This window comes from uncultured Campylobacter sp. (assembly GCF_938045775.1).
In the GTDB taxonomy this organism is placed as follows: domain Bacteria; phylum Campylobacterota; class Campylobacteria; order Campylobacterales; family Campylobacteraceae; genus Campylobacter_B.
In genome coordinates this window covers 17,174-43,599 of the sequence record NZ_CALIBH010000179.1, presented here as the reverse complement: position 1 = coordinate 43,599, position 26,426 = coordinate 17,174, and the positions used below count along the sequence as shown (strand labels likewise).

Genomic DNA, 26,426 nt, shown 5'->3' with positions numbered 1-26,426 from the left:
CGAGAAATTTTAAAAGCCGCCGCCCCAAAAGCGCAAAATTTGCCAGCCAATAGCTTAGACGAGCAGATCAAAACGGCGAAATTTTACCGCAAAAGTAGGCAAGGCGCTATAAAATCGTGCGAATTTATTTTGACTTCAGTGGTTAAATTTTATCTATTAATGCCTAATGACGACCATTTCCAGATCTGCACGAAAGGTGGCGTGCCATGCAAATTATCGCGACCGTAGTTCTCATAATAGCCGCCATTTTGTGCGTATCGTCGTTTAAAGACGAAAAGAAACGCACCGCAAATTTAGCGGCTTGCTTGTTTTTTATGACGTTTACGTATTGCGTGCAATTCGGCGTAGGGGACAAGAGCTGCGTCCGAGCGGGCGGCGCGGCGCTGATAGTCTTTTTATCTTTGCGCTTGCTTTTTTCGAGCTTTATTTCTGAGGTGACGAGCTTTAAAATTCAAAATTCATTGAAATTTTATCGCGGCGTTTTGTGAGCGATCAAATTAGCGCCCGAACGTATAATTTTAAGTGACATGAAATCAAAATCGGGCGCTTTTGGTTATGGAATTTAAACATATAACCTATCCGCAGCTTATCCGCCGCAAAGGCTGTGGCAGGTTTAAATTTAGCCGCTTTGCAGCTTGTTTGCTTGTTTGAGACGCCTTAAAATTTCGTAACTTCGGATATGCAAGCCGCCGTTTTAAAATTTCGGCAAGTTTTAAATTTTAAATCTACGCCTCTTTGCCGCGCCGTTTTAGCTAAATTTAACCGCGCAGGGTCTGCGGACGTGAGATGATTTAATTTTACGACCTTAACTCCGCGCGAGCTTCGGCGGAATAAAGCGATCAAATTTGCTATTTAAAAAGCCCTTTGATCTTGCCGAAAAGCGACTTCTCGCTGCCTGCGGAGGTTGCGTCTTTATGATCTTCTGCGGCGAAATTCTCGTCGCCGCCTTCTATCGTATCGCCGCTGTACGGGACGGGATTCTCGCCGTTTGCCTTCATTGCGCCGCCATCCGCTTCCATTGCACTGCCGCCGCCCGTTACATCGACGCCGCGCGAGGTAAAATTCTCTCTAACCATCCTATTGCCTCCGCATGCCTTATCTCGCTCTATCGCCTCGCCGATCTGCTGCGCCGCAATATCCGCGTAGATCAGCGCGCCCTGCGTATCGCAATTAAAAAGATTTGAAAATGACTCGGACCTATTCAGATCGATCGGATTGGGCTCAACCACTTCGGTAGCCTCAAGCAGCCCTACTCCAAGCTCGCGCGCCAAATTTAGCGCCTTTAAAAACACGGGCAAATTCTGCGCGTAAAACTCATCTATCGCCTCTTTTATCTCGCCGTCCGCTTCGTAATCGCGCAGCAGTTTCTGCACGCCATCGGCGCCAAGGTACGCGCCGCAGCAGTAGTTTTCGATGATCTCGTTGTGAATTTGCCCGCTAAACTCCGCTAAAAATTCCGCCGGTAAAACCTCGCGCCAATCGCTTATGTAAGGTTTAAATTTAGAGCTTTGCTCCGCCAAAAAGCTAAACGCCGTGCCGCGCGTGTAAAAATACTCTCTAAAATAGCCCTGCACCACGGCTATATGAAATCCGTGCGTTTTATTAAAAATCCCCTGCGTGCCGTACTGTAGCGCCGAGCGGAAGCCGTCCGCGTATTTTTCTGCGTAAAATTCATCCACCCCCGCTTCGCGCGCTATTTTAGCGATAGCCTCAAAATCTCCCTTCTGCGCGAGCTTTAGCGGCTTAAAATACCACTGCGGAATTTCATCTTTGCCGATCGCGTGATAGCTTATATCGTAACCCACCTTCTACCCTTTAATCTTTTAGATCGATCTGCGGCTGCCAATACAGCGACTTTGAAATTTTACGAAATTTCATCGTGGCATCCAGACCATTTGAGGTGCGGTAGCTAAGCACCAACTCGTCCTTATCGCTCCTAGGTGCGGTAATCTTGTAGCGGCTCGCCCACGCGATCTTAAAAAGCTCCTTTTGCAAAAGCGGATCCCCGTCGTGCAGCAGCACTACGTTTGCGTTAGCGCCGTTGATCTGCACCGCGAGGATCTGAATCTCTTTAGGATAGGAGGTGAGCAAAAACACCTCGTCTCCAGCGGCGTTTCTAAGCTCTGGCGCGACGGGATTTAGATAGGTCGCCACTGCCAAATAGCGATCGCCCGCGCGCACCGATTCAAATTTTTGCGTGTAGGCCAAAAACTCGTTTTTAAGCGGATCGTGACGGGGATCGTTCGCGGAGCAGGAGTTTAAAAATAGCGCTAGCGCGGCTAAGAGCAAGCCCTTCAGCAGGCCGTTTAGCGCGCCGCTAAAATCAAATTTCTTCATCGATTTTCCTTTGAAATTTTAGGCCCATTTTAACGAATTTTGCTTTTTAAAAGGCTAAATTCGCTACAATTGCACATCTTAAAAAGCCGGATTTTAAAAATGAAAAGACTTGCCATCGCATTTTCAGGCCCTTCCAACAGCGGCAAAACGACGCTAATCTGCAAGATCGCTAAAATTTTTATCGCTAGCGGTCTACGGACTGCGATCGTAAAGCACGATCCGGGCGATAAGGCGCGCTTTGACGTAGAGGGCAAGGACAGCGCCAAATTTAGCGAGCTCGGCGCCGAGACCGTGGTGATGAGCCCTACGCGGACGAGCTATTTTTCGCAGCGCTGTATGCAGATTGACGAGGTCGTGCGGATGCTAGGCGAGTTTGATATCTTGCTCGTAGAGGGGCTAAAGACGCTGCCGCTGCCGCGCATAAGCCTGTTTCGCGACAGGATCGATCCAGCGTATCTGCCCTTTTCAGACGCGATCGCTTCAAATTTAAGCGGTGAGCAGATGGATAAATTTTGCCGCGTAAATTTCGACATCAACGACGCTGCGGGCATTAGCGAATGGATATTAAAAAACGCCAAAAAAATGTAAAGGAAACAGAATGCAAGAGATCGTAAAATCAATCCAAAATATCGCGCTACAAATCGCCGAGGAACTGAAATACGCAGACTTCGGCTACACAGATCATCACAACAGCACGGGCGATACGCAGCTCAAACTCGACGTAAAAAGCGACGCCATAATCGAGGCGGAATTTCGCAAAAACCCGCTCGTACGCGCCCTAATCAGCGAGGAGAAAGAGGAGACGCTAGAGCTTCGAAAAGACGCGCGCCTAATCATCGCTTACGATCCGCTCGACGGCTCGAGCTTGGTGGATGTAAATTTCGCCGTGGGCTCGATATTTGGCATCTACGAGGATGAAATTTCGCCCGCAAACTTAAAAGCGGCGATCTATTGCATCTACGGACCGCGCCTTGAGATGGTCGTTTGCGAGGACGCGCCGAAGCTCTACCGCCTAAATCGCGAGGGCAACTTTAGCTTCGTAAAAGACCTGCGCCTACAGCAAAAAGGCAAACTAAACGCCACGGGCGCGACGCAAAAGGGCTGGAGCGAGCCGCACCGAAAGCTCGTGCGGGCGCTGTTTGATGAGGGCTACCGCCTGCGCTACAGCGGCGCGATGGTAAGCGATCTGCATCAAATTTTATTAAAAGGCGGCGGACTTTTCAGCTACCCCGCTACCAGCGATCATCCTCGCGGCAAGCTTCGCGTAACCTTCGAGGTTCTGCCGTTTGCGTTCATCTTCGAGCACGCAGGAGGCGCCACTAGCGACGGCGAGAACGGCTCGCTTTTGCAGCTTAAAATCGAGAAAATCCACCAAAGCAGCCCTTGCTTTTTCGGCTCGAAGTACGAGATCGCGAAAATGCATGAAATTTACGGCGAGAAAAACTGATGGCGGATACCGAGAGCAGCGCGCCGCGCGACGTTTACGACGAAATTTTGGATAAAAGCTTAGCCGCGCTGCAAGCCTGCCAGGCAGAGCACAATCTCACCAGCTGCTTGGAGTGCGAGAAGCTGCTAGATTGCGCCGTGCGCGATAAATACGTCAAGGCGGTTTATGAGAGCATGTCGCACGGCGCGACGGGGGATTTTTCGTTTTAAATTTGGCTATTGCGATGCGACGAGGGATTTTTACGAATTCGGGTATAAATATACCACCGCCTTCCTCTTGCGTCGCGAGGTTTTCACGAAAATAGCTGCGGCGCGGAATTTGCTCTGCGGTGCAGATTTAATCCGGCGGCGCGCAGGCTCTTGCTTTGCAGTGTAAAAAATTTGCTCCGCTGCGAAACGATAAAATTTACGGCGCGATTTGGCGTTGCGGCGAAATATGCTCTGAGGCGCGCCTGTTTTGCGGGCCAGATTTTACGGCGGGCGATAAAATTCAAAATGAAGGTGTAGCCAAATTGCAGGCACGCGGCTAAATTTCAAACGCACATACGGTTAATTCGGCACGCGGCTAATTGAAGCGGACAAACGTTGAGCGGGCTCCGCGGTCGGATTTTTAAAATTTGTGGATAAAATTTTAAGACAGGCAGAACGGCGGGATTGTATCCTTCGTTGAGTTTTTAAAATTTACGGATAAAATTTTAAGGCGCGATTTCGCTTCGCAAAATTTTATCTGCGATCATAAGCCGTTTATGAGCGCAAATATGCAAAATTACGCAAAGCAAAATTTCGGCGGGCTAAATTTTACCGCCGCGATCTTTAAATTTACGCGATTAAAATTTACCGACTTGCGCAAGCCGTCGTTCGTCGCCAATCTTTTGCTAGTTTAAATTTTGCCTTGTTAAATTTAGCTCACGACTAGAGTGACGGCTCTGCTACCAGCGATGAAATTTAAATTTTGCCTTGCGGAATTTAACTCGAAAACTTAGCGACGCAGCAAAACGGCAAATTTTGCCTCGCAAAATTCTAGCCGCAAAATTTAAAGTGTAAATTTAAATCGCGATCCATGCGTTAAAATTTAAAAACTAAATTTGAAGTCTAGTAAGCGGGTCCACCGCACGAATGCTCGTATAAATTTCAAGCACATAATGCTCATATTGAAATTTTGCGACTGAGCATGTATGTGAAGCGCTCGTTAAAATTTCAAATCCGAAGCCCATGCAACTACACACGTTAAAAATTTTAGATCCGAGCGCGCTACGACGCTTGCGTTAAAATTTTAAAGCCAAGGCGCATTACGGCGGCGGTTGCGTTAAATTTAAAACCGATCGCAGGTCGCGCGAGATTTCAGATCGATCTATTCGCAAAGCCGCGCCCATAGGTTTTTTCGCAGCATCGCACGCCGAAATTTTAGAGCAGTTTGGGGAGTACAAGCAAAAGGATGCAACCATTCGTACAAGGGGTTTTGATGGGGCTGGGCGTTAGCGTGCCGATCGGCCCGGTAAACGTACTGATAATGTCCTACGCGCTGCGAAGCTACACCAAGGCGCTGTGCCTGGGCTTCGGCGCCATGAGTGCGGATATGCTGTATCTAGCGCTATCGGCGTTTGGCATATCGCAGTTAGCTAAAATCCCGATCGTTTTTACCTGCATATCGGTATTTGGCGCGTGCTTTTTGATCTACACGGCGTACAAGATCTGGCATAGCACGGCTAGCTCGGTGCAACCTACAAGCGTCGAGCCTTGCTCGGGCGCGGCGCTTTACGGCAAAGGCTTTTTAATAAATTTACTAAATCCATACGTCATTATGTTTTGGCTCAGCGTCTCTGCCGGTACCGCGCGAGCAAATTTCGCGCTTGCTCTTGCGGGGCTTGTAAGCGGAATTTTAGCTTGGATCACGCTTTTTCCGCTTGCAATATATCTAGCTCGTAGCAAGCTTCCAAATATAGTAGTGCGGGCATTTGCATATATCTCGGCGTTTATTTTGACATTTTTTGCGCTAAAGCTTTTATACGCTATAATTTTCGCTAAAATTTAAACCAAAGGAAGGCTTATGAAACCGATTGAAATTCTAAAAGAGCTCATCAAATTCCGCTCGCTCACGCCTAGCGACGACGGAGCTTTCAACTACGTCTCAATGCTGCTGGCGGACTTTAGCGAGGATAGATTCGAGCTAAACGGCGTAACTAACGCGATTTTTACCAAGCGCTTCGGACAGGGTCCGCATCTGTGCTTTGCCGGGCACATCGACGTCGTGCCGCCGGGCGAGGGCTGGGCGAGCGATCCGTTTGTGCCGGTGGAAGCGGATGGCTTTTTATACGGGCGCGGCGCGCAGGATATGAAAAGCGGCATCGCAGCGGCAATCTGCGCGCTAGCGGCGGCACGCGATTTTAAGGGCACGCTAAGCCTGCTGCTAACCAGCGATGAGGAGGGCGACGGCATCTACGGCACGCGCGAAATGCTCTCTAAATTGCGCGAGCAAGGTGCCCTACCCGACTTCGCAATCGTTGCGGAGCCTACATGCGAAGTGCGCTTCGGTGATACCATTAAGATCGGCCGTCGCGGCTCGATTAACGGCGTCCTCACACTCACGGGTATCGGCGGGCACGCAGCCTACCCAGATAAATGCATCAATCCTGTCCACATTTTAGCGCCGGTGCTTGCAAGCCTCGCGGGGCATGATCTGGACGCTGGCAGCGATGATTTCGCTCCAGCCAAGATAGTCATCACCGACATTCGCGGCGGTTCGCAGGTAGTAAACGTAACACCCAAGGACGTACGCGTGATGTTTAACGTACGCGGCGGCGTAGGGCTGGGGCTAGAAGACGTGCGAGACTATGTACTGGGGTTATTTGAACTGGACGCAAAAGATGCGCTATGCAACGAAAGCGAATCCTGCGGCAAGCTAGAAATGAGCTGCACCGCGCAGCTGCGAGCAGGCGCGTCGCTACACCTCGCGCTAAAAAGCTCCTCAAAGCCTTTTTTAACTCAGCGAAGCTCCAAAATCGTGCAAAAACTAAGCGCTAGCGTGCAGAAGATCTGCGGCGCAGCAGCCGAGCTAAACACCGCAGGCGGTACGAGCGATGCGAGATACTTCGCGGAGTTTGGCGTGGAGACGGCGGAGTTTGGCGTGCGAAACGACACGATCCATCAGATCAACGAACGAGTAGAGATTAGCGACGTCGAAAATTTAGCTAAAATTTTTAGCGATCTGATAGAAAATTTTGGCTAATTTAGGAATTTGGCAAAGCTGCGTAGATTTTCTGCGTTCTGCCAAGCTTCGCCAAATTTGCCAGGGTTTTCGCTCGTAGCTGCTTGGCAAATTTTATCTCTGCCGTGCGTATTGCGTAGAAATTTTGCCCTGCTACGCCGCTTTTGCTAAGAATTTTATCTGCAGCACGCTCGCCGCTTTTACAATTACTTTGCTATGCAACGTCGATTTCGCAAGAAAGAAGCCTTAGCTAAACGTCGCCACTTCAAAGGTGAGCTTTGACGACGATAATGCTGTCCCTACTAGGAATTTTTTAAAAGAATACTGCTTTTGCGCGAATTTCAGCAAATAGCGCGGTCTTTGCGCAAAATTCATCTCGCTCTCTTTGCGTAGAATTTCATCTTCGTCAGGTGTCTCTAGCAACATACTGCTGTACTTTGCCGTCTTCGTGAAAAATTTTATCTTTGACGCGCCCGCTGCTTACGCAAGAAGCTTGGCTAAGACAATGCCGTTTCTGCTGGGATACCGCCCGCTTCGTGGATTTATAGAATTTTATTTAGTCACGTTGCCGCTGAGATAAATTCTGCCCCGCTTACCGCTTCTGCGCGGATTTTAACCATGCCTGACAAGCGCAATTAAAATTTTTACTTTGCTTTGATACGGCGGCGTTGAATTTTACCTTGCAGCGCGGTGACGCAGAATTTTTAAGCTATGCAAAATTCTGCCGCAAAACCTTGCTATGCTCGCCCTATTTGCACGAAAAAGGCTCAAAATTTGCCGCCTCGCGTGCTGCTACACTAAATGCACGCAAGATAAAAATTTATCGAAGGACTTCAGCGCAGAATTTCGCAAGGCTAAATTTATCACTGCGAAAAATTTCAACCGCTCATAGTAGGCGTCTAAGGCGCGATAAATTCCAAATTAGAGCTTCAGCCGGCTTACCAGGCTTCTTGCCAAATTTTAACTACCTTGGTCGCCGTAAGACTAGAAATTTGCAAAATCGCTTTATGAAATTTCGCAGCGTCGCGCGGTAAAATTTTAAAATAAACGCCGTACCTGCAAAGCAGAATTTAATGGAATTTTACTTGCCAAATTTGGCTAAGCTTTCTCTTTCAAAGTTTAGTAGCCACGCTTTGGTCGCTACGCCGCCCGCGCCGCTGTATCCGCCGAGCCCGCCTGCAGCTACGACGCGGTGGCACGGCACGATGATGGGGATTTTGTTTTTGCCGTTTGCGCTACCTACTGCGCGGCTTGCGCGCGGTCTGCCGATAGCCCGGGCTAGCTCGCCGTATGTTACGACCTCGCCGTAGGGGATCTCTAAAAGCGCGCTCCACACGGACTTTTGAAACTGCGTGCCATTTTGGCTCAGTTTAACGCTAAAGCTCTCAAGCTCGCCCCTAAAATAGGCGCTAAGCTCGTCGGTGCAAAGAGCCAAATTCTTTCTTAAATCACTAAGCTTTAAATCGCGTCCTTTATCATCCACAGCACACACAAAGCCGAATTTAAGCTCTGCGTCGTGTTTTTTAAAGATCTCATCATTGGGCTCGCAGACAGAGCTTTTGACCCAGTCGATACTGCAGATCCCGATCTCGTCATCACAAATTTCAAGCATTCCAATGGGCGAATTAAAAAAGGCTTTTTGCATCTCAATCCTTTCAAATTTTTACTGGTTTGATCAAAAAAATTTTAAAAAGCGCTTGTTGCGGTGCGAGCTAAAGCTCGAAAACGATGGAATTTCATGCGGTAACGCGAATTTTTTAAAATTTATACGCAAGGCCCTGCAAAGTCTCTACTCAAACCGCACGAGGTTTACCAAAACCCCGTCGAAAACGTCCTGCTTAAAGAGTTTGATCTCGCGCACGATATCTGCGTTATCATCGTCGATGACGCCGTTTTTGACGAGGCTGTCCTCGATGAGCTTAAAGATAAAGGCGTGGTTGCTGACGTCGGAGATACCGCTTTTAAAGCCCATTTCAAGGCGTACTGGCACATCGATATGCACGCCGCGCAGATCCTTGGCGATGTAAAGATCAGCGATCGTGCGCACCATTTTTTTAGCCATTTGGTAGCTCGCCGTGGACGACAAAATATCATTAAGACCGAAATTCTCCATCAAAAGCGGAATACGAACGCGCGCCAAAACCCCTTCGCCAGGCTCGCTCGCGCTCTTTTTCAAAAACGAAATTTTAATCCTATGCGCGATGCCTATGAAACGCGGCTTAAGCTCGATGAGCCTAGCTTTAGACGCTTGCGGTAGCGAAATAGGACGCGAAGTGCTTGCAATAGGCAGAGCCTGCGGACGCTCTCGAAGGCTCGCGCGCTCTTTCGTAGGCGCTTTGCGCGCAGGCTTGCCATAGAAATTTACGGGCTTAGTCGCAAAAGTTGATTCGCTCCCAAAAGCAGCAGACGCGGGCTCATCACCAAGCGCCCCCTCCGCCATAGAAGAAGCAAACGTAGAATTCTCACCCGTTAACGCAGACTGCGCGGATTGCTCGAATTCGGGCACAAATTTATTTCCCGCTTGCGGTGGCAAATTTAAAGGGTGCCACTCTTGTGCAGAGATTTTCTGTGCTAAATTTTGCCCATCGGAATTTTTTAGCGCGTAATTTTGCCCTTTTGCCAAAAACGCGGAATTCTCACCAACGCAATTCTCATCTTGAGGCGTAAATTCCGAGGCATTTTCTGAGACAAAATTTGCGGCACGGCGGCCAGCGAAATTAGCGCTTTGCCCCTTGGAAAACTCGGAGCCTTGAGACCCACAATCATTTGCGCACTTTATATCAAGCGCAGAATTTGCGAAAGTGGGATTTTTTGATGTAGAGCTTTGCGCCGTAGAATTTTTACTTCGTAGGTTCGCACCTTGCTCTGCTACAAACGAATTTTCAGCCACAAAATTCTCCGTTTGCGCCATAAAATTAGAATTTTGCGACTCAAATGCGGAATCTTTCACGAGCGCAGAGCTTTGCGCGGAAATAAAATTTCGCGATGCAAGAATGAAGCTTCGCCCTTTGGCAGAATTCGTAGGCGCAGAGCTTTGCGGCATAAAATTTTCGCTCCTCGCATTTGCGCTCTCTTCGAAACTAGCAGCAAGCCCCACACTCATGTCATCCTGCGCAGCATCATTTTGCGAAATTAAATTCTCGCGCGTCGTATCCCACGCGGTATCTGCGCAAAATTCCGCCCGAGCTGCGCCATAAAATTCTGCTTGCGAAGCATCTTGAAATTCTGCTCGTGAAGCAAAATCTCGCGCGCTCTGAGCGCTGCGCGCAGAAAAATCTCGCTCGCCGCACCTTGCGTTTGTGGCATACGAAGTCTTTGCCAAGCTGCCGCCAGCTTCTGGCGAAACTGCGCCCGAATCTCCTTCGCAAAAGCTACCAAAATCGCAGGCGCCGTCAAACTCCGCATAGCCATCTGCCGCGCGGAGACGATCTGCGCGGGCTTTCTTTTTGGGCGTAGAAGAGAGCGTGAGCCTGCCTGCAAGCTCGCGTCCGCCAGAGTTTAAAATCCCAAAAATTCTAGCCCGAAACCGCTCAAACTGCTCGCCACTGAGCGAAATTTTGTCGCTTAGGCTCTGCACGCCGAAGTCTGCGGCGGTAAAATTTACGATCGCTCCGTCCCTACTCGCGACGCGCACACGACCTTTGACCGAGCCTTTTAGCTTAAAATCGCTGCCTGCGAGAATTTTTTTCATCAACTCCTTCGGATTGTAGGGCATTTTAGCGCTCGCCAAAAACCACTTCGTTGAATTTAGCGACGAAGCTTAGCGGATTGACGCTCACGCCGTTGATCGCGATGCCGAAGTGCAGATGCGGACCGCTAACTCTACCGCTTTCGCCTGAAAGCGCGATTTCATCACCTTTGTGAACGCGATCGCCAAGCGTCACCTTGATTTCGCTTAGATGATAATATTGCGAATAGATGCCGCCGCCGTGATCGATCACGACCGAACCGCCGGCGTAGTAGCGGTCTTTGGCGATGACTACGACGCCGTCGTTGGCGGCGCGCACCGCAGTGCCTACCGCGGCACGATAATCGGTGCCGCTGTGATAGCTTTTAAGCTCGCCATTAAAGGTGCGGGCATTGCCGAACGCAGAGGTTATTTTGGAGTTTAAAGGCAGCTCAAACGGCGTGGAAAAAAGATAGCGCGGCGTGGTGATCGCATAGATCGCGTTAGCTTCGTCGAGCTCTTTTTTGATACGCGCGACGGCTTCTTTAGGTGGCTTAACTTTGCCTGGAGCGACACTTAGAGCCTCTTTTTTATACTCACCCTTTTTCAAAGCAACGATCTGCTCGTGGCTGCCGCTTTGATCTACTATCCGCAGCGCGAAATCTCCCTTAGCGCGGTAGTTTGCCGCCAAAACGACGATTTTATCGCTAGAATTTGGCGCCGTGATGAGGGGGATTTTCTTTGAGCCAAAGCTCAACTCGGTCGTGCTTTTATCTAATTTTAAGATAATAACGTCGCCGTTTACTATGTCTAAAGCGAAAATTTTGATCGCCAAAAGTGCAAAAATAGCTAGAAATTTCATAAATTTTCCAAAATTCGTTATTTTTCATCAATTTTTTGTTAAAAATTAGCTAAAAAGAATGAAATTGCTGTTATAATAACGAAAATTCAATTTTAAAAGGATTAAATGATGAAAAAGTTTTTGCTTCTAGCATCTGTTGCACTTTGCGGTCTTTTGCACGCGGACGTCGTGGCAAATCAAGAGGTTATAGCGGCGACTAACGTCGTTAGATCTTTCGTAGCGGCTAATAACTTCGGCACCGATGAGCGCTATCTGACTAGCGCCAAAGCCGTCGCAATCCTAACCGACGTAAAACGTTTAGCTGCGGGCGCATCACTACAATACGGCGATGGAATTTTTAGCGTCAAAGGCGAGAACGGCGAGTGGAGTTCGCCGATTTTTATCAAATATAAAGGCTACGGCGTAGGCTTGCAAGCAGGCTATGAGACGAGCGACATCGTGATGATCTTCCATACTACGAAGTCATATCAAGACATTTTTACTGGCACAGACACCCTTGAGATCAATGTAGGTGCTGCGGCGGGCGGCGTAGGTAGAAGAACAGGTCGCGCAACCGATCTACCTGATATTTCTGCATGGATGGTAAGCCCGGGCGAGCAAACAGGTGTCTACCTAGGCGTATCGATCGACAACGGCAGAATAACTATCGACGATCAGCTAACTAACGACTTCTATGAGAGAATTTACGACTACGAGGATATCTTAAACGATTCTCCGCGCGCGAATAAATACGCAAAAAGATGGAAAGAAGTGATGAGGAAGTATTTCACAAACGGCGAGAAATACGGTGCTAGCAGCAGTGCGGCGATACCTGTAAATCACGTGCAGAAAAAATATCCTGACGGTAAGCCGATCATCTCAAACCGCTCTCCTAGAACTCATGCTAAGGCTACGCGAAGCAAAAAGGCTAAAAAAGCAAAATAAATTATCGAGTTAAGCCCCGCTTATGGGGCTTCTTGTTTTGGACTTTGCGTTGAGTTTGCGCAAGAGCGTTTATATGTGAAATCGAAACGCATGGGTCATTTTAAAAAGATTTATTGGTTCTTTACTAAAGTATTTTATTTAATTTTTATGAGCCATTTAGATATTATAAAAGCCGATAGAATTTTATGGAATTTAACGAAATTTTTATAAAATTTAATCAGTTTTTTATATTTTTATCACTACAATTACGTTTCTTGTCTCGTTAGCTCAGTTGGTAGAGCATCTGACTCTTAATCAGGCGGCCGTAGGTTCGAATCCTACACGGGACACCATCTATCAAATTTTCCCCCTATTTTTAGTTTTTTGATTTTTTTTAAAAGCCCTACATCATGGGTTTTTGAAATTTTTTCAAAAAAATTTCAAATGCTAAAAACGCTAGATTATACAGGCGGTTTAAGAGAAACTACTATATATTAAAAAATGCATAGTGCTCTTAAGCTTGTTAAACTCTTTGGAAGCTTTTATAATTTGTCCTATCATTTCCATATCCACCTATTAGTAAATCGCCGTCGCCTTTACCCATTAGCGTATCATCGCCATATCCGCCCAATAAAACATCGTCTTTGTAGTCGCCCGTTAAAAGAAGTCCGCTTGGGGTTACGCCATAAGGGAAAAATGACGACGATAAAGGTCTTGCATAGACTGTTTTGTCGGGCATTGTTACTTTTAGAATACCTTTTTGCAAAGCGTTCATATCAATATCTGATAGTCCGTCGTCCGTTATTTTGTCCCATAAATTTTGTGCCTGTTTACGTAAATCAAATATGCCACTATCTTTTCCGTCCAACTTATCTAATAAATTTCCTATGTCATACCATATGTTATCCAACCGACAACAGGGATGAATTTTGTAATTGCAATAAGTCCGAAATCCACAGCTGCGCCCACGACGGTATGACCGAAGCTTTGACCGTCAGCCATATCATCGACTATACCAGCCAAACCATTTGCTAATCCTACTTTCTTGATATAATCGTCTAGTTTTTCTAATTCAATTTCTGCGTATCTTTTGCCATTTATCTCAACATATTTTTCTAATCCAGTAAATGACATATCGGCACCAGAAAGTGCATCTTTCAATAATTCAGTTAATTGTCTAACCAAATCACTATTTTTTCTAAGTCTTATTTCTGCTTTGTCTAATTCTTGTTTAGCAACTAATTCTCTACTCATGTTTTTCTCCTTTTTAGGTTAAAATTTCTTTTCAACCAAATTTAAATTTATATGTTTCTTATCAGAAAAATATTTTTGTAAATCTGAATAATCTTGTTTATGAATTATATAAACCATATGAAATTTATCTTTAAGAATATCTAAACTAGACCTTCCTTTGCATATGAGTTCTCCATAATCAAATATAAAAGCGGGAAATAATGTAAAATCTTTCAAATTTCCGCCTAAAATCAAATGAAAAATAAGTTTAAATAAACAATTTAAAAGTAAATAAATGACATAATAGGCGATAAGATAATGAACCATTTTTACTAATGCAACCATAAAAAATATAAGTAGATTAAAAACAATAATTCCAATTAGCGATGATGGCGTAAGCAATCTAAATGTCCTTACTACAGGTTCTAAATCAACCAAATTCTTAACCCTTTTTGTTTCGCCATTTATGATAAATTCTATCGTTCTATTTGTGAATTTGGTTTCGCATTTGTTTTTGATAATGTAATAATAAAATGTAGCGACGATATGCAAAACGCCAATTCCAAAAAAAGCCCATAGAAAAATATTGCTAACATTTGCAATCCCCATATAATCAGCATAAACCAATAAAACAAGCACCGTTCCGCAATGAGAAAAAAAGAATAAATTTGAAAGAAAGAATTCGTAAGGATTTTTTATAACAATCGGTTCTTTATCGTAGTCTTTTTGATTGAAATCGTTTAAATTTGCGTTTTCATTTGAGTTTAAATCCCGTTTTTTAACATTTTTATTCCAGTTTTCAAAATTTTCCAAATTTTATCCTTCCATTTTCTCTGCTTTTCTCGTCATTGCGGGTAAACTTTGCAAGCGAGCAATCTGCCGACAGCGAATGTTATAAAATCTCAGTCCTTTTCTCGCCTTGATTTGGTTGCTTTTACGAATTCTATATCCATCTTACTTAAGCAGCTATAAATTCCCCGTGAGTCTTAGCCGCTTCACTTACTCCCACCCATTCGTAGATCAGCTCATAGACAAGAGCAATCTTAGAGCTTTTTTTGCGGTATTGGAATTCTCGTCTATCGTTATCTCTTTGTAGTTTAGATCGGTGCTTTTGATATTATTATCCGCAAGCGAGCTTAGCTCTCCTTCATCGGTAATGCCGTTAGAATTTCTTAGCACTATCCCTCTATCCTCAAATAGATCAAAATTTTATCCGTAGATTCTCTAAATTTTAAAATAGCTGCGGTTTTTGCGAGATAGGCAATTTAAAATTTTAAAATTCGTCGGCACGAAAGTAAGGGCAATTTATCCGTCTTGCGTAAATTTTACATTGCAGTATTCGTACGAAAGCAGAAATCAAGTAAAATTTATCTCAAAAGAAAGACCCCGTCTTAAGGACTCGATAACCGATCAGCTTGCCCCTTCACGCGCTAAAACGACTTTGAAGGTTTTGAAAATAATTACGATGTCGTTCCAGATCGACCAGTTTTTCATATACCACGTATCCATGCCGGCCCTAGTCGCAAAATCCACGTCGCTGCGCCCGCTCACCTGCCAAAGCCCCGTAATGCCAGGCTTGACGGACAGAATTAGATCTGCGTATTCGCCCATATCCTTGCGCTCGTATTGCGCGCACGGGCGAGGACCTACGATGCTCATTTCGCCCTTTAGGACGTTGATCAGCTGCGGAAGCTCATCGAGCGAGCTTTTGCGCAAAAAATCACCCAGCTTCGTGATGCGCGGATCGTGCTCGTATTTGTGATATTTTTCAAAATACTCCACCTCTTGCGGATTTTGCTTTAGGTACTGAGATAAAATTTCATCGCCGTTTTCTTTCATCGAGCGAAATTTTAGGCACCCAAACGGCTTGCCGCCAAATCCCATCCTTTGATGCGAAAAAAATATGCGTCCCGTGGGCTCTTTTAGCTTCATCATCAACGCGATTACGCCAAAAATCGGCACCAGCAAAGGAAGTGCCAAAATTATAAGCGCCAAATCAAGTCCACGTTTAAGAGCTAAATTTAAAGGGCTTTTCAGAGAATTTCGTATCGCAAAGAGGCTGGTGCGCGAGGCAAAAACGCTGTAAATATCCGCCTGCGTAAAATCGTATGAGCGCAGCACGGGGGTGAATAAAATTTCTTTGTTTTTTCTGATATTATGCTCGATAAGCTCGTTCAAGGCTTTCGCCCCAAGCCTGCTTCCGCCGATAAACAGCACGTCGTAATCGTTGCCAAGAGCTCTAACATATCCTAAATACGCGCTTTCTAAGACGGCGTTTTCAAACTCCTCGCCCTCGCCTAAAATTTTCGCCCTCTTCTGCCATAATCCAAATTTAAAAAGCTTCCTTTTCGTTATGAGCTTACAAAGGGGCAAAACCACCGCCATAAAGGCAAAGCTCAGAATAAAGCTGGCGCGCGAAAATTCGTAATTGACTTTAATTAAAGCAAGCAACGCAAGGCTGAGTAAAAGCCCAAAAAAGCAGCTTCTCACTAAAATTCTACTCTCGTGCCAAAAATCATATCGCCTCGAATAGATCCCCTGATATAAAAACAAAAATATCATTATGACGTAGGATGGCGCGAAACCCTGATACTTGCCGATGTCCAGCAGCGCGCTATCGCCGTAGAGCAGATTTTTAAGCACCACGGCAAGTCCGAAGCAAAGCCAGATGCCGAAAATATCGACAGCCAAGATTATCAAAACGCAGAGTTGCTTTTTCATCCTAGCTCCTATTAAAATCATCTTGCAGACGCACGATATCGTCCTCGCCGGTGTAGCTGCCGACTTGAGCTTCGATTAGCACGACGGGGATTTTGCCCTCGTTTGCGAGGCGGTGGACCTCGCCCATCCTAATGAACGTCGATTCATTCTCGCGCAGCAAGAAATTCCGCTCGCCCACAGTCACGGTCGCAGTGCCGCTAACGACGATCCAGTGCTCGTTGCGATGATAGTGCTTCTGCAGCGATAGTCGCTTGCCGGGCTTAACGACGATACGCTTGATCTTGTAGCCGCGCTCATCTTCGAGCACCGTGTAGCTACCCCACGGACGGTGCGTCGTTACGTGCACGCGCGCTAGATCGCTATCCCTCAGCTGCTCCACCACCTGCTTTACCTTTTGGGTAGAGCCTTTTTTACATACGAGCAGAGCGTCTTTAGTATCGACGATAGCGAGATCCTCGACGTCTATGGTGGCTATCGTGCGGCCCGAGCCGATGATGAGATTGTTTTTGGAATTTAGAGTGATATTTTGCTCGCTTGTGGTGTTGCCGTTCGCATCTTTAGGCAGCTCGGCGTCTAAACTATCGAAGCTTCCCAGATCGCTCCAGCCGATGTCTGCGGGCACGACTTTAGCAAGGCTCGTGCGCTCCATAACCGCGTAGTCGATGCTATCTGCCGGAATTTTTTGCATATCTTCGGGCTTAATTCTAATCGGATTTTCAGCGTTAGAATTTTCGTGCGCGCGAACGCAGGCTTCATAAATTTCAGGGCTCTGCGCCTTTAGTTCGTCTAAAAATACGCCCGCTTTGAACATAAACATGCCGCTGTTCCAGTAAAAATTCCCCGCCGCTATGTAGCTTTGCGCTACCGCAAGCTCAGGTTTTTCGTGAAATTTCAACACGTCCTCGCCGCTAGCTTCGATATAGCCATAACCCGTATTTGCATCCGCGGGCTTGATACCGAACGTTACCAAAAACCCCTGTTTCGCAAGCTCGCGTGCGCGCAAGACGCTGTTTTTATACGCTGCCTCATCTCTAATTAGATGATCGCTCGGCGTTACGAAAACGACCTCCTCGGCCTTTAAGCTCAAACACGCAAGCGCGATCGCAGGAGCCGTGTTTCTGCCGACGGGCTCGAGCAAAAATTTTACGCCGTGCGCGCCCAGGGCCTCAAGCTGATCAAGCGCCAAAAAATACTGCTGTTCGTTCGAGACGACGAGCGTGCGCTCGCATAGCGGGGAGTTTCGCTCGTAGCTCATCATAAAAAGCGAGCGATCGTCAAAGAGGCGCACGAACTGCTTTGGCATAAGCGTGCGGCTGATGGGCCACAGCCTCGTGCCGCTGCCCCCGCTTAGGATTATATTAGTCATTTAGGCCGTCCTTAAATTCCTCATATTTTTTCTCGACGTAGCTTTTGATCTCGGCCTCAAAGCGCGCGCGCGAAAATTTTAAAGAATTTTCTCTTATTTTTACAGGCTCAAATTTATCATAATTTTGCTCAAATTTAGCTACGGCGGCGAGCAGCTCCTTTGCGTTTTGCTCCATAAAATAAAGCCCGCTCTCGCCGTCAATCACCGTCTCGCGAGCGCCGCCGCGCCCAAAGCAGATCACCGGCGTACCGCATGCCTGCGCCTCCACCGGCGTAATGCCGAAGTCCTCCTCGGCGGCAAAAACAAACGCCTTTGCCCGCCCCATTAGATCCGCCATCGTTTCATCGCTCGCAAAGCCCAGAAGCTCGACATTTTTGCCCGCTTTTGATTTTATTTTTGCCATATCAGGCCCGTCGCCGATAACGAGCAGCTTTTTATCCGTCTGCGAAAATGCCTCGACGATGAGATCTATCTTTTTATACGGAACCATGCGCGAGGCGGTGAGGTAAAACTCCTCTTTGGCTTCGCGCAGAGTAAATTTATCCACGTCCACGGGCGGATAGATGACGTCGCTAGGCTTGCCGTAGGTTTTTTTGATACGGCGCGCGATGTAGCGGCTGTTTGCGACGTAGTGATCTACGCGGTTTGCGGTGCTCGCGTCCCAAAGGCGAATTTTATGTAAAAAATACTTCGCCAGCATACCCTTTAGACCGCGATCTAGCCCGCTTTCGCGCAAGTACTGATAATACAGATCCCACGCATAGCGGATCGGCGTGTGTACATAAGCGATGTGAAGCTGATTTGAATGCGTCAGTACCCCCTTTGCGACGGCATGCGAGCTGGATAGCACGACGTCGTAGCCGCTTAGATCAAACTGCTCGATCGCAAGCGGAAATAGCGGCAGGTAGTTGCGGTATTTGTCCTTTGCAAAAGGAAGTTTTTGGATAAAACTCGTGTGAGCGTGCTTGCCTTTTAAAATTTTATCCCGGTCGGTGCCGCTTAAAAAGTCGATGAGGCTGTAAATTTCAAAATCATCCCATATATTGGTAAAACTCTCGACGCATTTCTCCGCACCAGCATAGGTGCTGAACCAGTCGTGGATAAGGGCTTTTTTCATTGCAAATTCTCCATTATTTCGATAATCTGCTTAGCCGAGCGCTCCCAGCTAAATCTTTTTACATTTTCAAAACCTTTAGCGCGAAGCTCGTTTTGTAAATTTTCGTCATTCAAAACCATTTGAATTTTATCCCTCATATCTTCCACGCTGTATGGATCAAAATACACGACGCTGTCTCCGAAAGCTTCAGGTAGGCTTGCCGCATCTGAGCAAACGACCGGACAACCGCACGCTTGCGCCTCAAGCGGCGGAATACCAAACCCCTCGTATAACGACGGAAACACAAATAATTTCGCCAAATTATAGATAGCAGCGATATCTGCGTCTTTAACATAGCCCGTAAAAAATATACGATTACTTAGATTTTTTCTCCGAATAATCTCAGAAATAATGCTATCGCCCGTTATAAAGCCATCCTTTTTCCCTACTATGACTAAATTTAAATCCATCTTTTCTAATGCAAATAATAAATTCTTTAAATTCTTATGCGGTTTGACATTTCCTACAAACAAAACGAAATCCTCAGGAAGACCATAGTCCTTTGCCACCACTTCTAAGGCGTTTGAATCGCAATGGCGATTAAAGCGCCTCTCGTCTATCGCATTTGGCACAACGAAAATATTTTTATCGGTTTTAGTATATTTTAATATCTCGTTCCGCGAAAAATTTGAAACGCTAAGAACTATATCGCTTCTGCTTAGTGCTTGATTAAAAATCGTTTTTGCATATATTTTCTGCATAAAATTTAGCGTATCATAAAAGGCCAAATGAAATGCATCATGGATAGTAACTGCTCTAAATTTAGCTCTTATTGGTAGAATTGGAATATTGTAATGCGGAGACCAAAAGATATCGCATTTAGGAATTTTTAAAGGCAGCTCAAGCTGCTCTTTTATAGAATAAATTTTGGATTTACATTCTAAAATTTTAACGCCTTTGCTCCACGCATAATCCTGTATCTCAGCTCTACTACCAAGCAGAATAACCTCAAATTTTTCCACTAAAAAAGGCAGTAGTGATTTGACATATGTACCTATACCAGATGCCTTATGCATACGAAAATCAATTACTAACTTTTTATACTGCATTTATTACTTTCGTTTCGCCTCATCGTTTAAATTTAAAAATATTATAAATGAAATTATATCTAATTTTAAATGATATGTCGTATCTTTTCTCTCCAATCATTATCCTTGGCAAAATTTAAAATTTCAGTCTTGTCGCTTTTACTTAAATCTAGAGATTTTTTTATATATCTTACAAAGTCCTCTTTTGAACTCGCCAATAAAGCAGGACTGTCAAGCTGCTCTAACTCTTGCCATTTAGTTGCTACCGCATGAAGCCCAGCCGCAGAATATTCATATAGTTTTAGAGGGCTTATAGAATGAACCAAATCCATATCCAGTCTAAACGGGATTATACCGACATCTGAAAATTGCAAAAAAGAGGCAATCAAATCATTATCAACCTTGCCGTAAAACGTAATATTTTCTCTAGATCGTATTTGATCAAAATTGTCGGGTTTGAATTTTATAGCTCCAATTACTAAAAAATGCACATCTTTTAGCTCTTCGGCGATATAATCTAATAGACCGAAGTCAAACCAGCTTTCTATAGCGCCCACATAAATAGCAACCGGTTTTGTAATTGTGTAAAAAAAATCCGGTTTATCGTATTCTTTTTGAAATTTATTAAAATCAACTCCGTTTGGCAGATAGAGGCAATTTTTATTAAATTTTTCTATATAGTTTTTAAGGTTTGATGATGTATATATCACTTTATCTGCTTTTTTTATTAGATACTCCTCTGCCTTGATAGCTGCTGCTCCTACACCAAAGCCGCTAAGATTATCGGTAACCCTAACAATCAGCTTCTTATATTTTATGATGTTTATTAAGGGCAGAAATACGAAATTATCTATCACTAAAATATCTACATTTAAGAAATTATAATTTTTAAGCATATTTTTAAAATTCGGTAAGGTAAAAATATACCATATTTTTATAAACCAATAAAATTGGGACGGCAGCTTTTTAAACGGCGGAATAAGTGCAAATGGGGTATATATAAAATAGTTTTCACAAATTTCATGCACGCCTTTTTTTGACTGAGCCAACCTAGTGGCTTCGTTGATCTTATTATGAAAGGGGGAAATGGGCGGCGCGATAAATAAAACCTTGTTTCCCTCCTTAGCCAGTAATTCACTATAATAATTACAACCTACCTTAAATGGAGATCCATAATAAGAATTTCCGCACCATAGTATTTTTTTAGACATTTTTCATCAACTTCCCATACCCATTTGAATATAACTCAAATTTACTATAATAAAATTCCTTGTTTGCCATATCGATAATCTCCAATTTGTCCTCTTTTATCTCAAATTTTCTAATAATTTTTACGCCTTTATATTCTGCAGCGAGACTTATAAAATTTTCTCCAAAATCCGCCACCTCGCATCTGCATTCCGCAAACATTCCAAATAGTCCTATCGCCCCCTCACCCCAACTATTTTGTTCCAAATCGCCTATAATCGGCACATTGTGCGCTTTGACGCTTCTAAATTCATTTCTCCTATCTGGAAGCGGCGTATAAAGATAGGTACCGGGATCTCTTGCTATATCCAGCCCGTCTACCCACAGCTCGTAGCTCAGCTTATCGTTGTGCGTATGTCCGCCGTGACCCCTTTGCCCAAGCGGCGTAGCGCAGACGGCGAGGTAAAATTTGCTAGATTTGAAGATAAAAATTCCGCTGTCCGGATAAAATAGATTTTTGATCTCTTGCGAATTTGAAATTTTAAATTTCATGCTTTTTCGGTGCGGCAGTTCGCCAAATTTCACGCCCGAAGCGACCTGGCTTTTGTATGTTTTATCTCCTATTTGCAGCGTGCGCCCTGCAAGAGCTCTCGTAAAACTCCGCTCAAAGCAGATATCGTTTTTAAATATCTCATCGTCAAAAATCCCGCCCATGCAGCTAATTAGCGTGGAGTGGTTTAAGATATTTTCATCCCAAAACGGCTCGCCCCCGCCCTGGGAGCCGCTTAAATTTAGATATTTTCGCGCGGCTTGTTCATTACTCAAAAACTCGCCGTTTGGGCTAAATTTAAAAAACCTGCCGCTGTCGTTATCGCCGAACTGCGGCACTTCGCCGTTTGGCTTCGTGATGTCTGCGGTAAACCTGCCGATTTTGTACAGTCTGTCCACGAACCACTGCGGCAGCGATATTTGTCCGTTTAAAATTTTAAATTCCTGCTCGTTTGGCGGCATGAGTTTTGGCTTTTTGCGCCAAAGCTTTGCATCATAATTTTTTAGCGATAAAATTTTTTCTCTTTTTAAACCCAGTATCAGAGCCGTCGCATACGCCATTAGCTCGCCGCTTAGGCGGTGGTAACTCGTAGAGCTCTCAAAATTTCCGCCGTCTTCGTAAAATTCCTTTTTCATTTCGCCGATTACTTCTTGCACGGCAAACGCCAGCCACGCGTCTATCTCGCCGCCGCCACCCAAATACGCGCACGCAAACAGCAAGCCCACGATGTCGCTTAGATAGTGATTTGACGTTAGTTGAGGTGAATACTCCAGATTATTTACGATGTGAAGCGCGTGCTCGTAGACGCTATTTGAAAAGGTCTGTTTGAAATTTTGATCTAAAATCCCACTCTCATCCATCTGGCAAAACATATCGTAAGCCGCCAGCATATTAGCGACCCTGATGCCCACGTCCATCGTACAGGTCCAATTTACGCCCATTCGAGGCGGATTATTGTGAATAAAATCTAAAATTTGGTTTTTAAATTCCTTTAAATTTGGCTCTTTTAAGCTCGGATCCACTATCGTAAAAATAGCAAGCTGCGGCAAGTGCTGAAACCTCGCAAGCTCCCACGGCACCTTTATATCGCTGCCGGGCTTATGGGCTATGCGCTGATCTTTGTACCATTTTTTTTCGCTCCAGCGAAAGCCGCTTTTAAAATCCTTTTGCCAATCAATCGGCTCGCAGCCCTTAGGCGCGCTCGTGGGCGCGGTGACATTCATATCGTACTTATAACCCTCAAGCCCGAGCGCCGCGCTATCATAGCTATTTTTTACCCACCCACTACCGAGCAGATCAAATTTATGCTCAATGTACATTTTGGATAGATATTTTGCGACATCCGGATCGATATTTGACAGGTCGAGCTCTTTTATATTTATGTAGCTATTTTTTATGATCGGAATGTTAAAATTTATGTGAGTATTTTTATTTATAAAATCAATGCAGCGATTAATAAAGTTATTTAAAAAAACAGTTATTTTATTAAATAACTTTATTAAAACTATGCGAAACGGAGTAGAATAGAGACGCTTTAAATAATATAACATTATGCTTCCCCTATGCGCGGACAGCTTTTATATTCTTTAATTGCCCTGATAGCTAACCAGCTATAAAAAATTAGAGTTAATAGAAATAGTAAAACTTCCGATAGCAAGTCAAATATTTTAAAGATATAAATTATACTAGGAAAGAATAAAAATAACAAATAATAAAAATACCCTAAAAATAATTTTGGATATATTTTTTTGGAAACTATCATATATACAACGAATCTAAAAAATGAAATAACCACTATACAATATATAAAGAAGTAAAAATCAAAATAATATGCACAAAGCAAAAGAGAAGATACGCTTAACACTCCTACGAATATCTCTAAATAAGAAAAATAATGATTTTTCTCAGAAATCTGGATATTTAATTCAAGAATTCTCGAAATCAATGTGCAATATCCGCTGAATAAAAATACGAATAAGAAGTGTTGATACTCTATATATTTCTCTCCGGCAAATATATATACGACATAATATGAGCCTAAAATAAAAATGCACATCATAAATCCATATCCGTTAAAAATTATATTAAGCATCATCTTGTAGATTCCAATAAAATTCTTTTCCTTATAAAATTTAAGGACTCTCTGAGAAAAAACTATATAAAGCGGATCAAACATAATATAAATAGTTGATGCGATTTTTTGATAAACCGAAAAAATTCCATTAAATTCTCTATTTAAAAAAACTTTATCAATGATAAATTGTGGGCTTAATGATGATAGGTATGACCCGACAATACCGGGCGCAATTTTTATGGAAAATAAAAAGGAATTTTTTATGATGTGATAATTTACGCTAAATAGCCAACCTTTAATAAAAAAGCTAAAATAACTAACCAGGGAGACAATTGTACTAGAAAACAACATAGCATATATTATATTGATCGCACTACCCCCTATATCGTAATTTTTTATAATAAAATAAAATATAATTGTTAAGAGTATCTTACTAATTATAATTACTCCATATTGCATATCCTTTTCTTCCAACCTTTTTTGATACTGTATAAGATATATCAGGCTATCAGAAAATGACAAAATAGACAAAGCAATAAAAATTTTCCAACTCAATAAATTAAAATAATTTATAATACACAATAACAATATACCCATAATTACATGAGAAAGAAATGTAACATTAACGATGCCGCAAAATAATTTATATCTGGATTCTTCTGTAGAATATTCGTAGTAATATCTTGCGTATCCGGATTTAAATTCTAGCGATAGTAGAAAAGATAAAAATACATATATAGTCATGTACAGTCCATATTCACCCATATCATTCATGCTTAAAGTGTGAGCAATATATGAAAAAAATAGTACCGATAAAATTTTTTCAATCATTAAGAAAATAGCATATAAAGATATTGTCTTAATAAATTTTTTAAGCATTCTCTACTTTCTTAAAAACGTAGAAATACCCCAAGGAATTATTTTTATATTTGTTTTTAAATACCTTTAATCTACCTATTAAATCTAAAAGTCTAAAAATTACGTTTATCGGTAAGTAAAATATAGGACCCAAAATGGGTTCTATCCTGAGACTACTTAGTGTATTTCGTATAATTGATATAAAACAAAAGCCTACGTTTGCAAAGTCTCCGCCATACGTATCATATCTTATAAGTTCCAAATTTACTTCTTTTGCTAGCTTAATCATGGCATTTGGAGCAAATCTAAAAAAATCAAAGGGGGGATTATGTATGCTTGCATTTTGCGCCTCAAGAGCGAAATAATACCCACCATCTTTAAGCACTCTTGAAATTTCATAAAAAGTCTTCTTAATATAAAAAGAATCATCTAAAACAAAAACTGTCATAATTGCATCAAAACTAGAATTATCACAAGGGATATTTTCAGAGCTACCTATTATATCCGGATTTGCATATTCGCATTCACACACATCAAGACCTACGTAATCGGATTTTTTTAGTAATTTCTTATATGGTTTTTTTCCGCAACCTATATCTAAAATTTTATACTTAGAATCAAAAAAAGAATCTATTGTTGCTATATATTTTACAACGTCTTTTAATAAAAATCTATATCCGGTAATCAAAGAAAAATGTCTATCGAAATACATCCTTGCGCTCCTTATATATTCCTTCAACCAAATCATTAAAAAACCATCTATTATTTTTCATAAAGCCTTCATAAATTTCTTTAGTTTGTATGTTTTCTAGGTATCTATGCTCCGAGATAAATGTTAGAAACATTTTCCAGTCACCTTTATATTTTATTTCGAACGCTCCATCGCCCATATCTAAAATATAGGTATTATTATAGCTCTCGTAATAATTAGCACATTCGCTAAAAGTAGCATACCAAACATCTTTATTTCTTAGATATCCAAAAAGAAAATCTAAAGAATTTATGTCATCATAAACATTTGGTGTTTGCCTCTTTCCATCTGGTCTAGCATTCATAAAATGCTCCGCTATACTAATCACATATCTACTTTTCATCATTTTTTCTATCTTTACGATATTTAGCAAGTGCTTAATTTTACTTTTTATTGCATTTCCTCCATATATAAAAGCATCGCCGCTTATATTTGACGGCATTTCTATAATTTTATCATCGCCATACTTCAAAGAAATATTATTGGTAAAAGGCTTAAAGTCAAAGGACCACCAACGAAATTTTAAGTCAATTAGTCCTCCAACCAAATCTTCTCTAAAACTATAGCATGGAGTTCTTCCTCCTAAAATTTGGTAGCCAAATGTTTTTTTGAAAAGATCTAAATCATTTTTTATAATATTAAAATACTCACCCGGAGAATACTGCTCAAATTCTCTACACCATTTTCTATCCATCAATGTAGCATTGGAATATCCATGATTATGTCCATGGTATGCTATCTCATCAGATCTATCTAGAATGGTTTGCAATAATCTTAAAAAGCCATCATTTTTATATATAGTATCGGTTTTGGCGCCATCAAGATATGCCGAGCTAGGTCCCATAACTAAAAAATATGTAACTCTAATTTCTGGGTATTTTTTTAATAGATAATTCATAAAATAATCATATATGCCATTATTATTTAGCCCAAGATAGCCGCAATCGCACTGTTCTCTTAGGAAACGCGAATGGCATATTGAATTTGTAATATCATCTATCCCCAATATGATAGGACAAATTTTATCTAGAAACCATTTTGCTTTATCAATCATGATATTTATCCATCCTTAATATAATAA

General features: G+C 43.2%; 27 protein-coding genes and 1 tRNA gene. 9 read left to right on the top strand and 19 right to left on the bottom strand.

Annotated elements, in window-relative coordinates; translation table 11 throughout:
- Positions 1-206: 206 nt before the first annotated feature.
- On the top strand, positions 207-488 hold the full coding sequence (locus tag Q0238_RS06950) for a hypothetical protein (RefSeq protein ID WP_297944335.1): 282 nt from the start codon (positions 207-209) through the stop codon (positions 486-488).
- A 360-nt stretch (positions 489-848) separates the two neighbouring features.
- Here the strand turns inward: Q0238_RS06950 and Q0238_RS06945 are convergent, their stop codons facing one another.
- Together Q0238_RS06945 and Q0238_RS06940 are read right to left on the bottom strand one after the other, a co-directional pair.
- The gene (locus Q0238_RS06945) at positions 849-1,805 is read right to left on the bottom strand and encodes a hypothetical protein (RefSeq protein ID WP_297944332.1); all 957 of its coding nucleotides are present in this window, start codon (positions 1,803-1,805) and stop codon (positions 849-851) included.
- Positions 1,806-1,815: 10 nt separating this feature from the next.
- The gene (locus tag Q0238_RS06940; RefSeq protein ID WP_297944328.1) at positions 1,816-2,337 is read right to left on the bottom strand and encodes a hypothetical protein; all 522 of its coding nucleotides are present in this window, start codon (positions 2,335-2,337) and stop codon (positions 1,816-1,818) included.
- A gap of 99 nt (positions 2,338-2,436) precedes the next feature.
- Between Q0238_RS06940 and mobB the strand changes: the two genes are divergently transcribed.
- The 6 genes from mobB to dapE all read left to right on the top strand — a co-directional run bounded on the left by mobB (position 2,437) and on the right by dapE (position 7,009).
- On the top strand, positions 2,437-2,925 hold the full coding sequence (gene mobB / locus Q0238_RS06935) for a molybdopterin-guanine dinucleotide biosynthesis protein B (RefSeq protein WP_297944327.1): 489 nt from the start codon (positions 2,437-2,439) through the stop codon (positions 2,923-2,925).
- 10 nt (positions 2,926-2,935) lie between these two features.
- Positions 2,936-3,784: a class 1 fructose-bisphosphatase gene (locus tag Q0238_RS06930; protein WP_297944325.1), complete on the top strand. Its 849-nt coding sequence runs from the start codon at positions 2,936-2,938 to the stop codon at positions 3,782-3,784.
- Positions 3,784-3,993 carry a hypothetical protein gene (locus Q0238_RS06925; protein WP_295151906.1) on the top strand — a complete coding sequence of 70 codons (210 nt, stop codon included), beginning with the start codon at positions 3,784-3,786 and terminating at the stop codon, positions 3,991-3,993. Before Q0238_RS06930 ends, Q0238_RS06925 begins: the two co-directional genes overlap by 1 nt.
- A 536-nt stretch (positions 3,994-4,529) precedes the next feature.
- Positions 4,530-4,667 (top strand): hypothetical protein, encoded by a 138-nt coding sequence (locus Q0238_RS06920; RefSeq protein ID WP_297944322.1) that lies wholly within the window; start codon positions 4,530-4,532, stop codon positions 4,665-4,667.
- A 551-nt stretch (positions 4,668-5,218) separates the two neighbouring features.
- Positions 5,219-5,815, top strand: a complete 597-nt coding sequence (locus Q0238_RS06915; protein WP_297944319.1) for a LysE family translocator — start codon at positions 5,219-5,221, stop codon at positions 5,813-5,815.
- 15 nt (positions 5,816-5,830) lie between these two features.
- Positions 5,831-7,009: a succinyl-diaminopimelate desuccinylase gene (gene dapE, locus Q0238_RS06910; protein WP_297944317.1), complete on the top strand. Its 1,179-nt coding sequence runs from the start codon at positions 5,831-5,833 to the stop codon at positions 7,007-7,009.
- Between the two features lie 225 nt (positions 7,010-7,234).
- On the opposite strand, the gene Q0238_RS06905 is transcribed toward dapE, so the two are convergent.
- The 4 genes from Q0238_RS06905 to Q0238_RS06890 form a co-directional block, all read right to left on the bottom strand.
- Complete coding sequence (locus Q0238_RS06905) at positions 7,235-7,414, bottom strand: hypothetical protein (RefSeq protein WP_297944314.1); 180 nt, start codon at positions 7,412-7,414, stop codon at positions 7,235-7,237.
- Positions 7,415-8,069: 655 nt separating this feature from the next.
- Entirely contained in the window at positions 8,070-8,633 is a 564-nt protein-coding gene (locus tag Q0238_RS06900; RefSeq protein WP_297944312.1) for a methylated-DNA--[protein]-cysteine S-methyltransferase, read from the bottom strand.
- A gap of 144 nt (positions 8,634-8,777) precedes the next feature.
- On the bottom strand, positions 8,778-10,679 hold the full coding sequence (locus Q0238_RS06895; RefSeq protein ID WP_297944309.1) for a hypothetical protein: 1,902 nt from the start codon (positions 10,677-10,679) through the stop codon (positions 8,778-8,780).
- A 25-nt stretch (positions 10,680-10,704) separates the two neighbouring features.
- Positions 10,705-11,517 (bottom strand): M23 family metallopeptidase, encoded by an 813-nt coding sequence (locus Q0238_RS06890; RefSeq protein WP_297944306.1) that lies wholly within the window; start codon positions 11,515-11,517, stop codon positions 10,705-10,707.
- Between the two features lie 108 nt (positions 11,518-11,625).
- On the opposite strand from Q0238_RS06890, the gene Q0238_RS06885 reads away from it, so the two are divergent.
- Together Q0238_RS06885 and Q0238_RS06880 are read left to right on the top strand one after the other, a co-directional pair.
- Entirely contained in the window at positions 11,626-12,441 is an 816-nt protein-coding gene (locus Q0238_RS06885; protein WP_005872227.1) for a lipid-binding SYLF domain-containing protein, read from the top strand.
- A 256-nt stretch (positions 12,442-12,697) separates the two neighbouring features.
- A tRNA-Lys gene (locus Q0238_RS06880) sits at positions 12,698-12,773 on the top strand.
- Between the two features lie 170 nt (positions 12,774-12,943).
- On the opposite strand, the gene Q0238_RS06875 is transcribed toward Q0238_RS06880, so the two are convergent.
- The 13 genes from Q0238_RS06875 to Q0238_RS06815 form a co-directional block, all read right to left on the bottom strand.
- Positions 12,944-13,159: a hypothetical protein gene (locus tag Q0238_RS06875; RefSeq protein WP_297944305.1), complete on the bottom strand. Its 216-nt coding sequence runs from the start codon at positions 13,157-13,159 to the stop codon at positions 12,944-12,946.
- A gap of 146 nt (positions 13,160-13,305) precedes the next feature.
- Positions 13,306-13,674: a hypothetical protein gene (locus Q0238_RS06870; RefSeq protein WP_297944302.1), complete on the bottom strand. Its 369-nt coding sequence runs from the start codon at positions 13,672-13,674 to the stop codon at positions 13,306-13,308.
- Positions 13,675-13,692: 18 nt separating this feature from the next.
- A complete protein-coding gene (locus Q0238_RS06865) occupies positions 13,693-14,466 on the bottom strand; it encodes a hypothetical protein (protein ID WP_297944299.1) in 774 nt (257 codons plus the stop codon).
- 207 nt (positions 14,467-14,673) lie between these two features.
- A complete protein-coding gene (locus tag Q0238_RS06860) occupies positions 14,674-14,832 on the bottom strand; it encodes a hypothetical protein (protein ID WP_297944296.1) in 159 nt (52 codons plus the stop codon).
- A 231-nt stretch (positions 14,833-15,063) separates the two neighbouring features.
- The gene (locus tag Q0238_RS06855; RefSeq protein WP_297944294.1) at positions 15,064-16,374 is read right to left on the bottom strand and encodes a sugar transferase; all 1,311 of its coding nucleotides are present in this window, start codon (positions 16,372-16,374) and stop codon (positions 15,064-15,066) included.
- Position 16,375: 1 nt separating this feature from the next.
- Positions 16,376-17,740: a mannose-1-phosphate guanylyltransferase/mannose-6-phosphate isomerase gene (locus tag Q0238_RS06850; protein ID WP_297944291.1), complete on the bottom strand. Its 1,365-nt coding sequence runs from the start codon at positions 17,738-17,740 to the stop codon at positions 16,376-16,378.
- Positions 17,733-18,857 (bottom strand): glycosyltransferase family 4 protein, encoded by a 1,125-nt coding sequence (locus tag Q0238_RS06845; RefSeq protein ID WP_297944289.1) that lies wholly within the window; start codon positions 18,855-18,857, stop codon positions 17,733-17,735. The genes Q0238_RS06850 and Q0238_RS06845 overlap by 8 nt, the downstream gene beginning before the upstream one ends.
- Positions 18,854-19,912, bottom strand: coding sequence for a glycosyltransferase family 1 protein (locus Q0238_RS06840; protein ID WP_297944286.1), 1,059 nt, complete (start codon positions 19,910-19,912; stop codon positions 18,854-18,856). Before Q0238_RS06840 ends, Q0238_RS06845 begins: the two co-directional genes overlap by 4 nt.
- Before the next feature lie 98 nt (positions 19,913-20,010).
- The gene (locus Q0238_RS06835) at positions 20,011-21,135 is read right to left on the bottom strand and encodes a glycosyltransferase (RefSeq protein ID WP_297944283.1); all 1,125 of its coding nucleotides are present in this window, start codon (positions 21,133-21,135) and stop codon (positions 20,011-20,013) included.
- A complete protein-coding gene (locus tag Q0238_RS06830) occupies positions 21,128-23,212 on the bottom strand; it encodes an alginate lyase family protein (RefSeq protein WP_297944281.1) in 2,085 nt (694 codons plus the stop codon). Before Q0238_RS06830 ends, Q0238_RS06835 begins: the two co-directional genes overlap by 8 nt.
- Positions 23,212-24,615, bottom strand: coding sequence for a hypothetical protein (locus Q0238_RS06825; RefSeq protein ID WP_297944279.1), 1,404 nt, complete (start codon positions 24,613-24,615; stop codon positions 23,212-23,214). Before Q0238_RS06825 ends, Q0238_RS06830 begins: the two co-directional genes overlap by 1 nt.
- A complete protein-coding gene (locus Q0238_RS06820) occupies positions 24,608-25,306 on the bottom strand; it encodes a class I SAM-dependent methyltransferase (RefSeq protein WP_297944276.1) in 699 nt (232 codons plus the stop codon). Before Q0238_RS06820 ends, Q0238_RS06825 begins: the two co-directional genes overlap by 8 nt.
- Positions 25,293-26,399 (bottom strand): hypothetical protein, encoded by a 1,107-nt coding sequence (locus tag Q0238_RS06815; RefSeq protein ID WP_297944273.1) that lies wholly within the window; start codon positions 26,397-26,399, stop codon positions 25,293-25,295. The genes Q0238_RS06820 and Q0238_RS06815 overlap by 14 nt, the downstream gene beginning before the upstream one ends.
- Positions 26,400-26,426 lie beyond the last annotated feature (27 nt).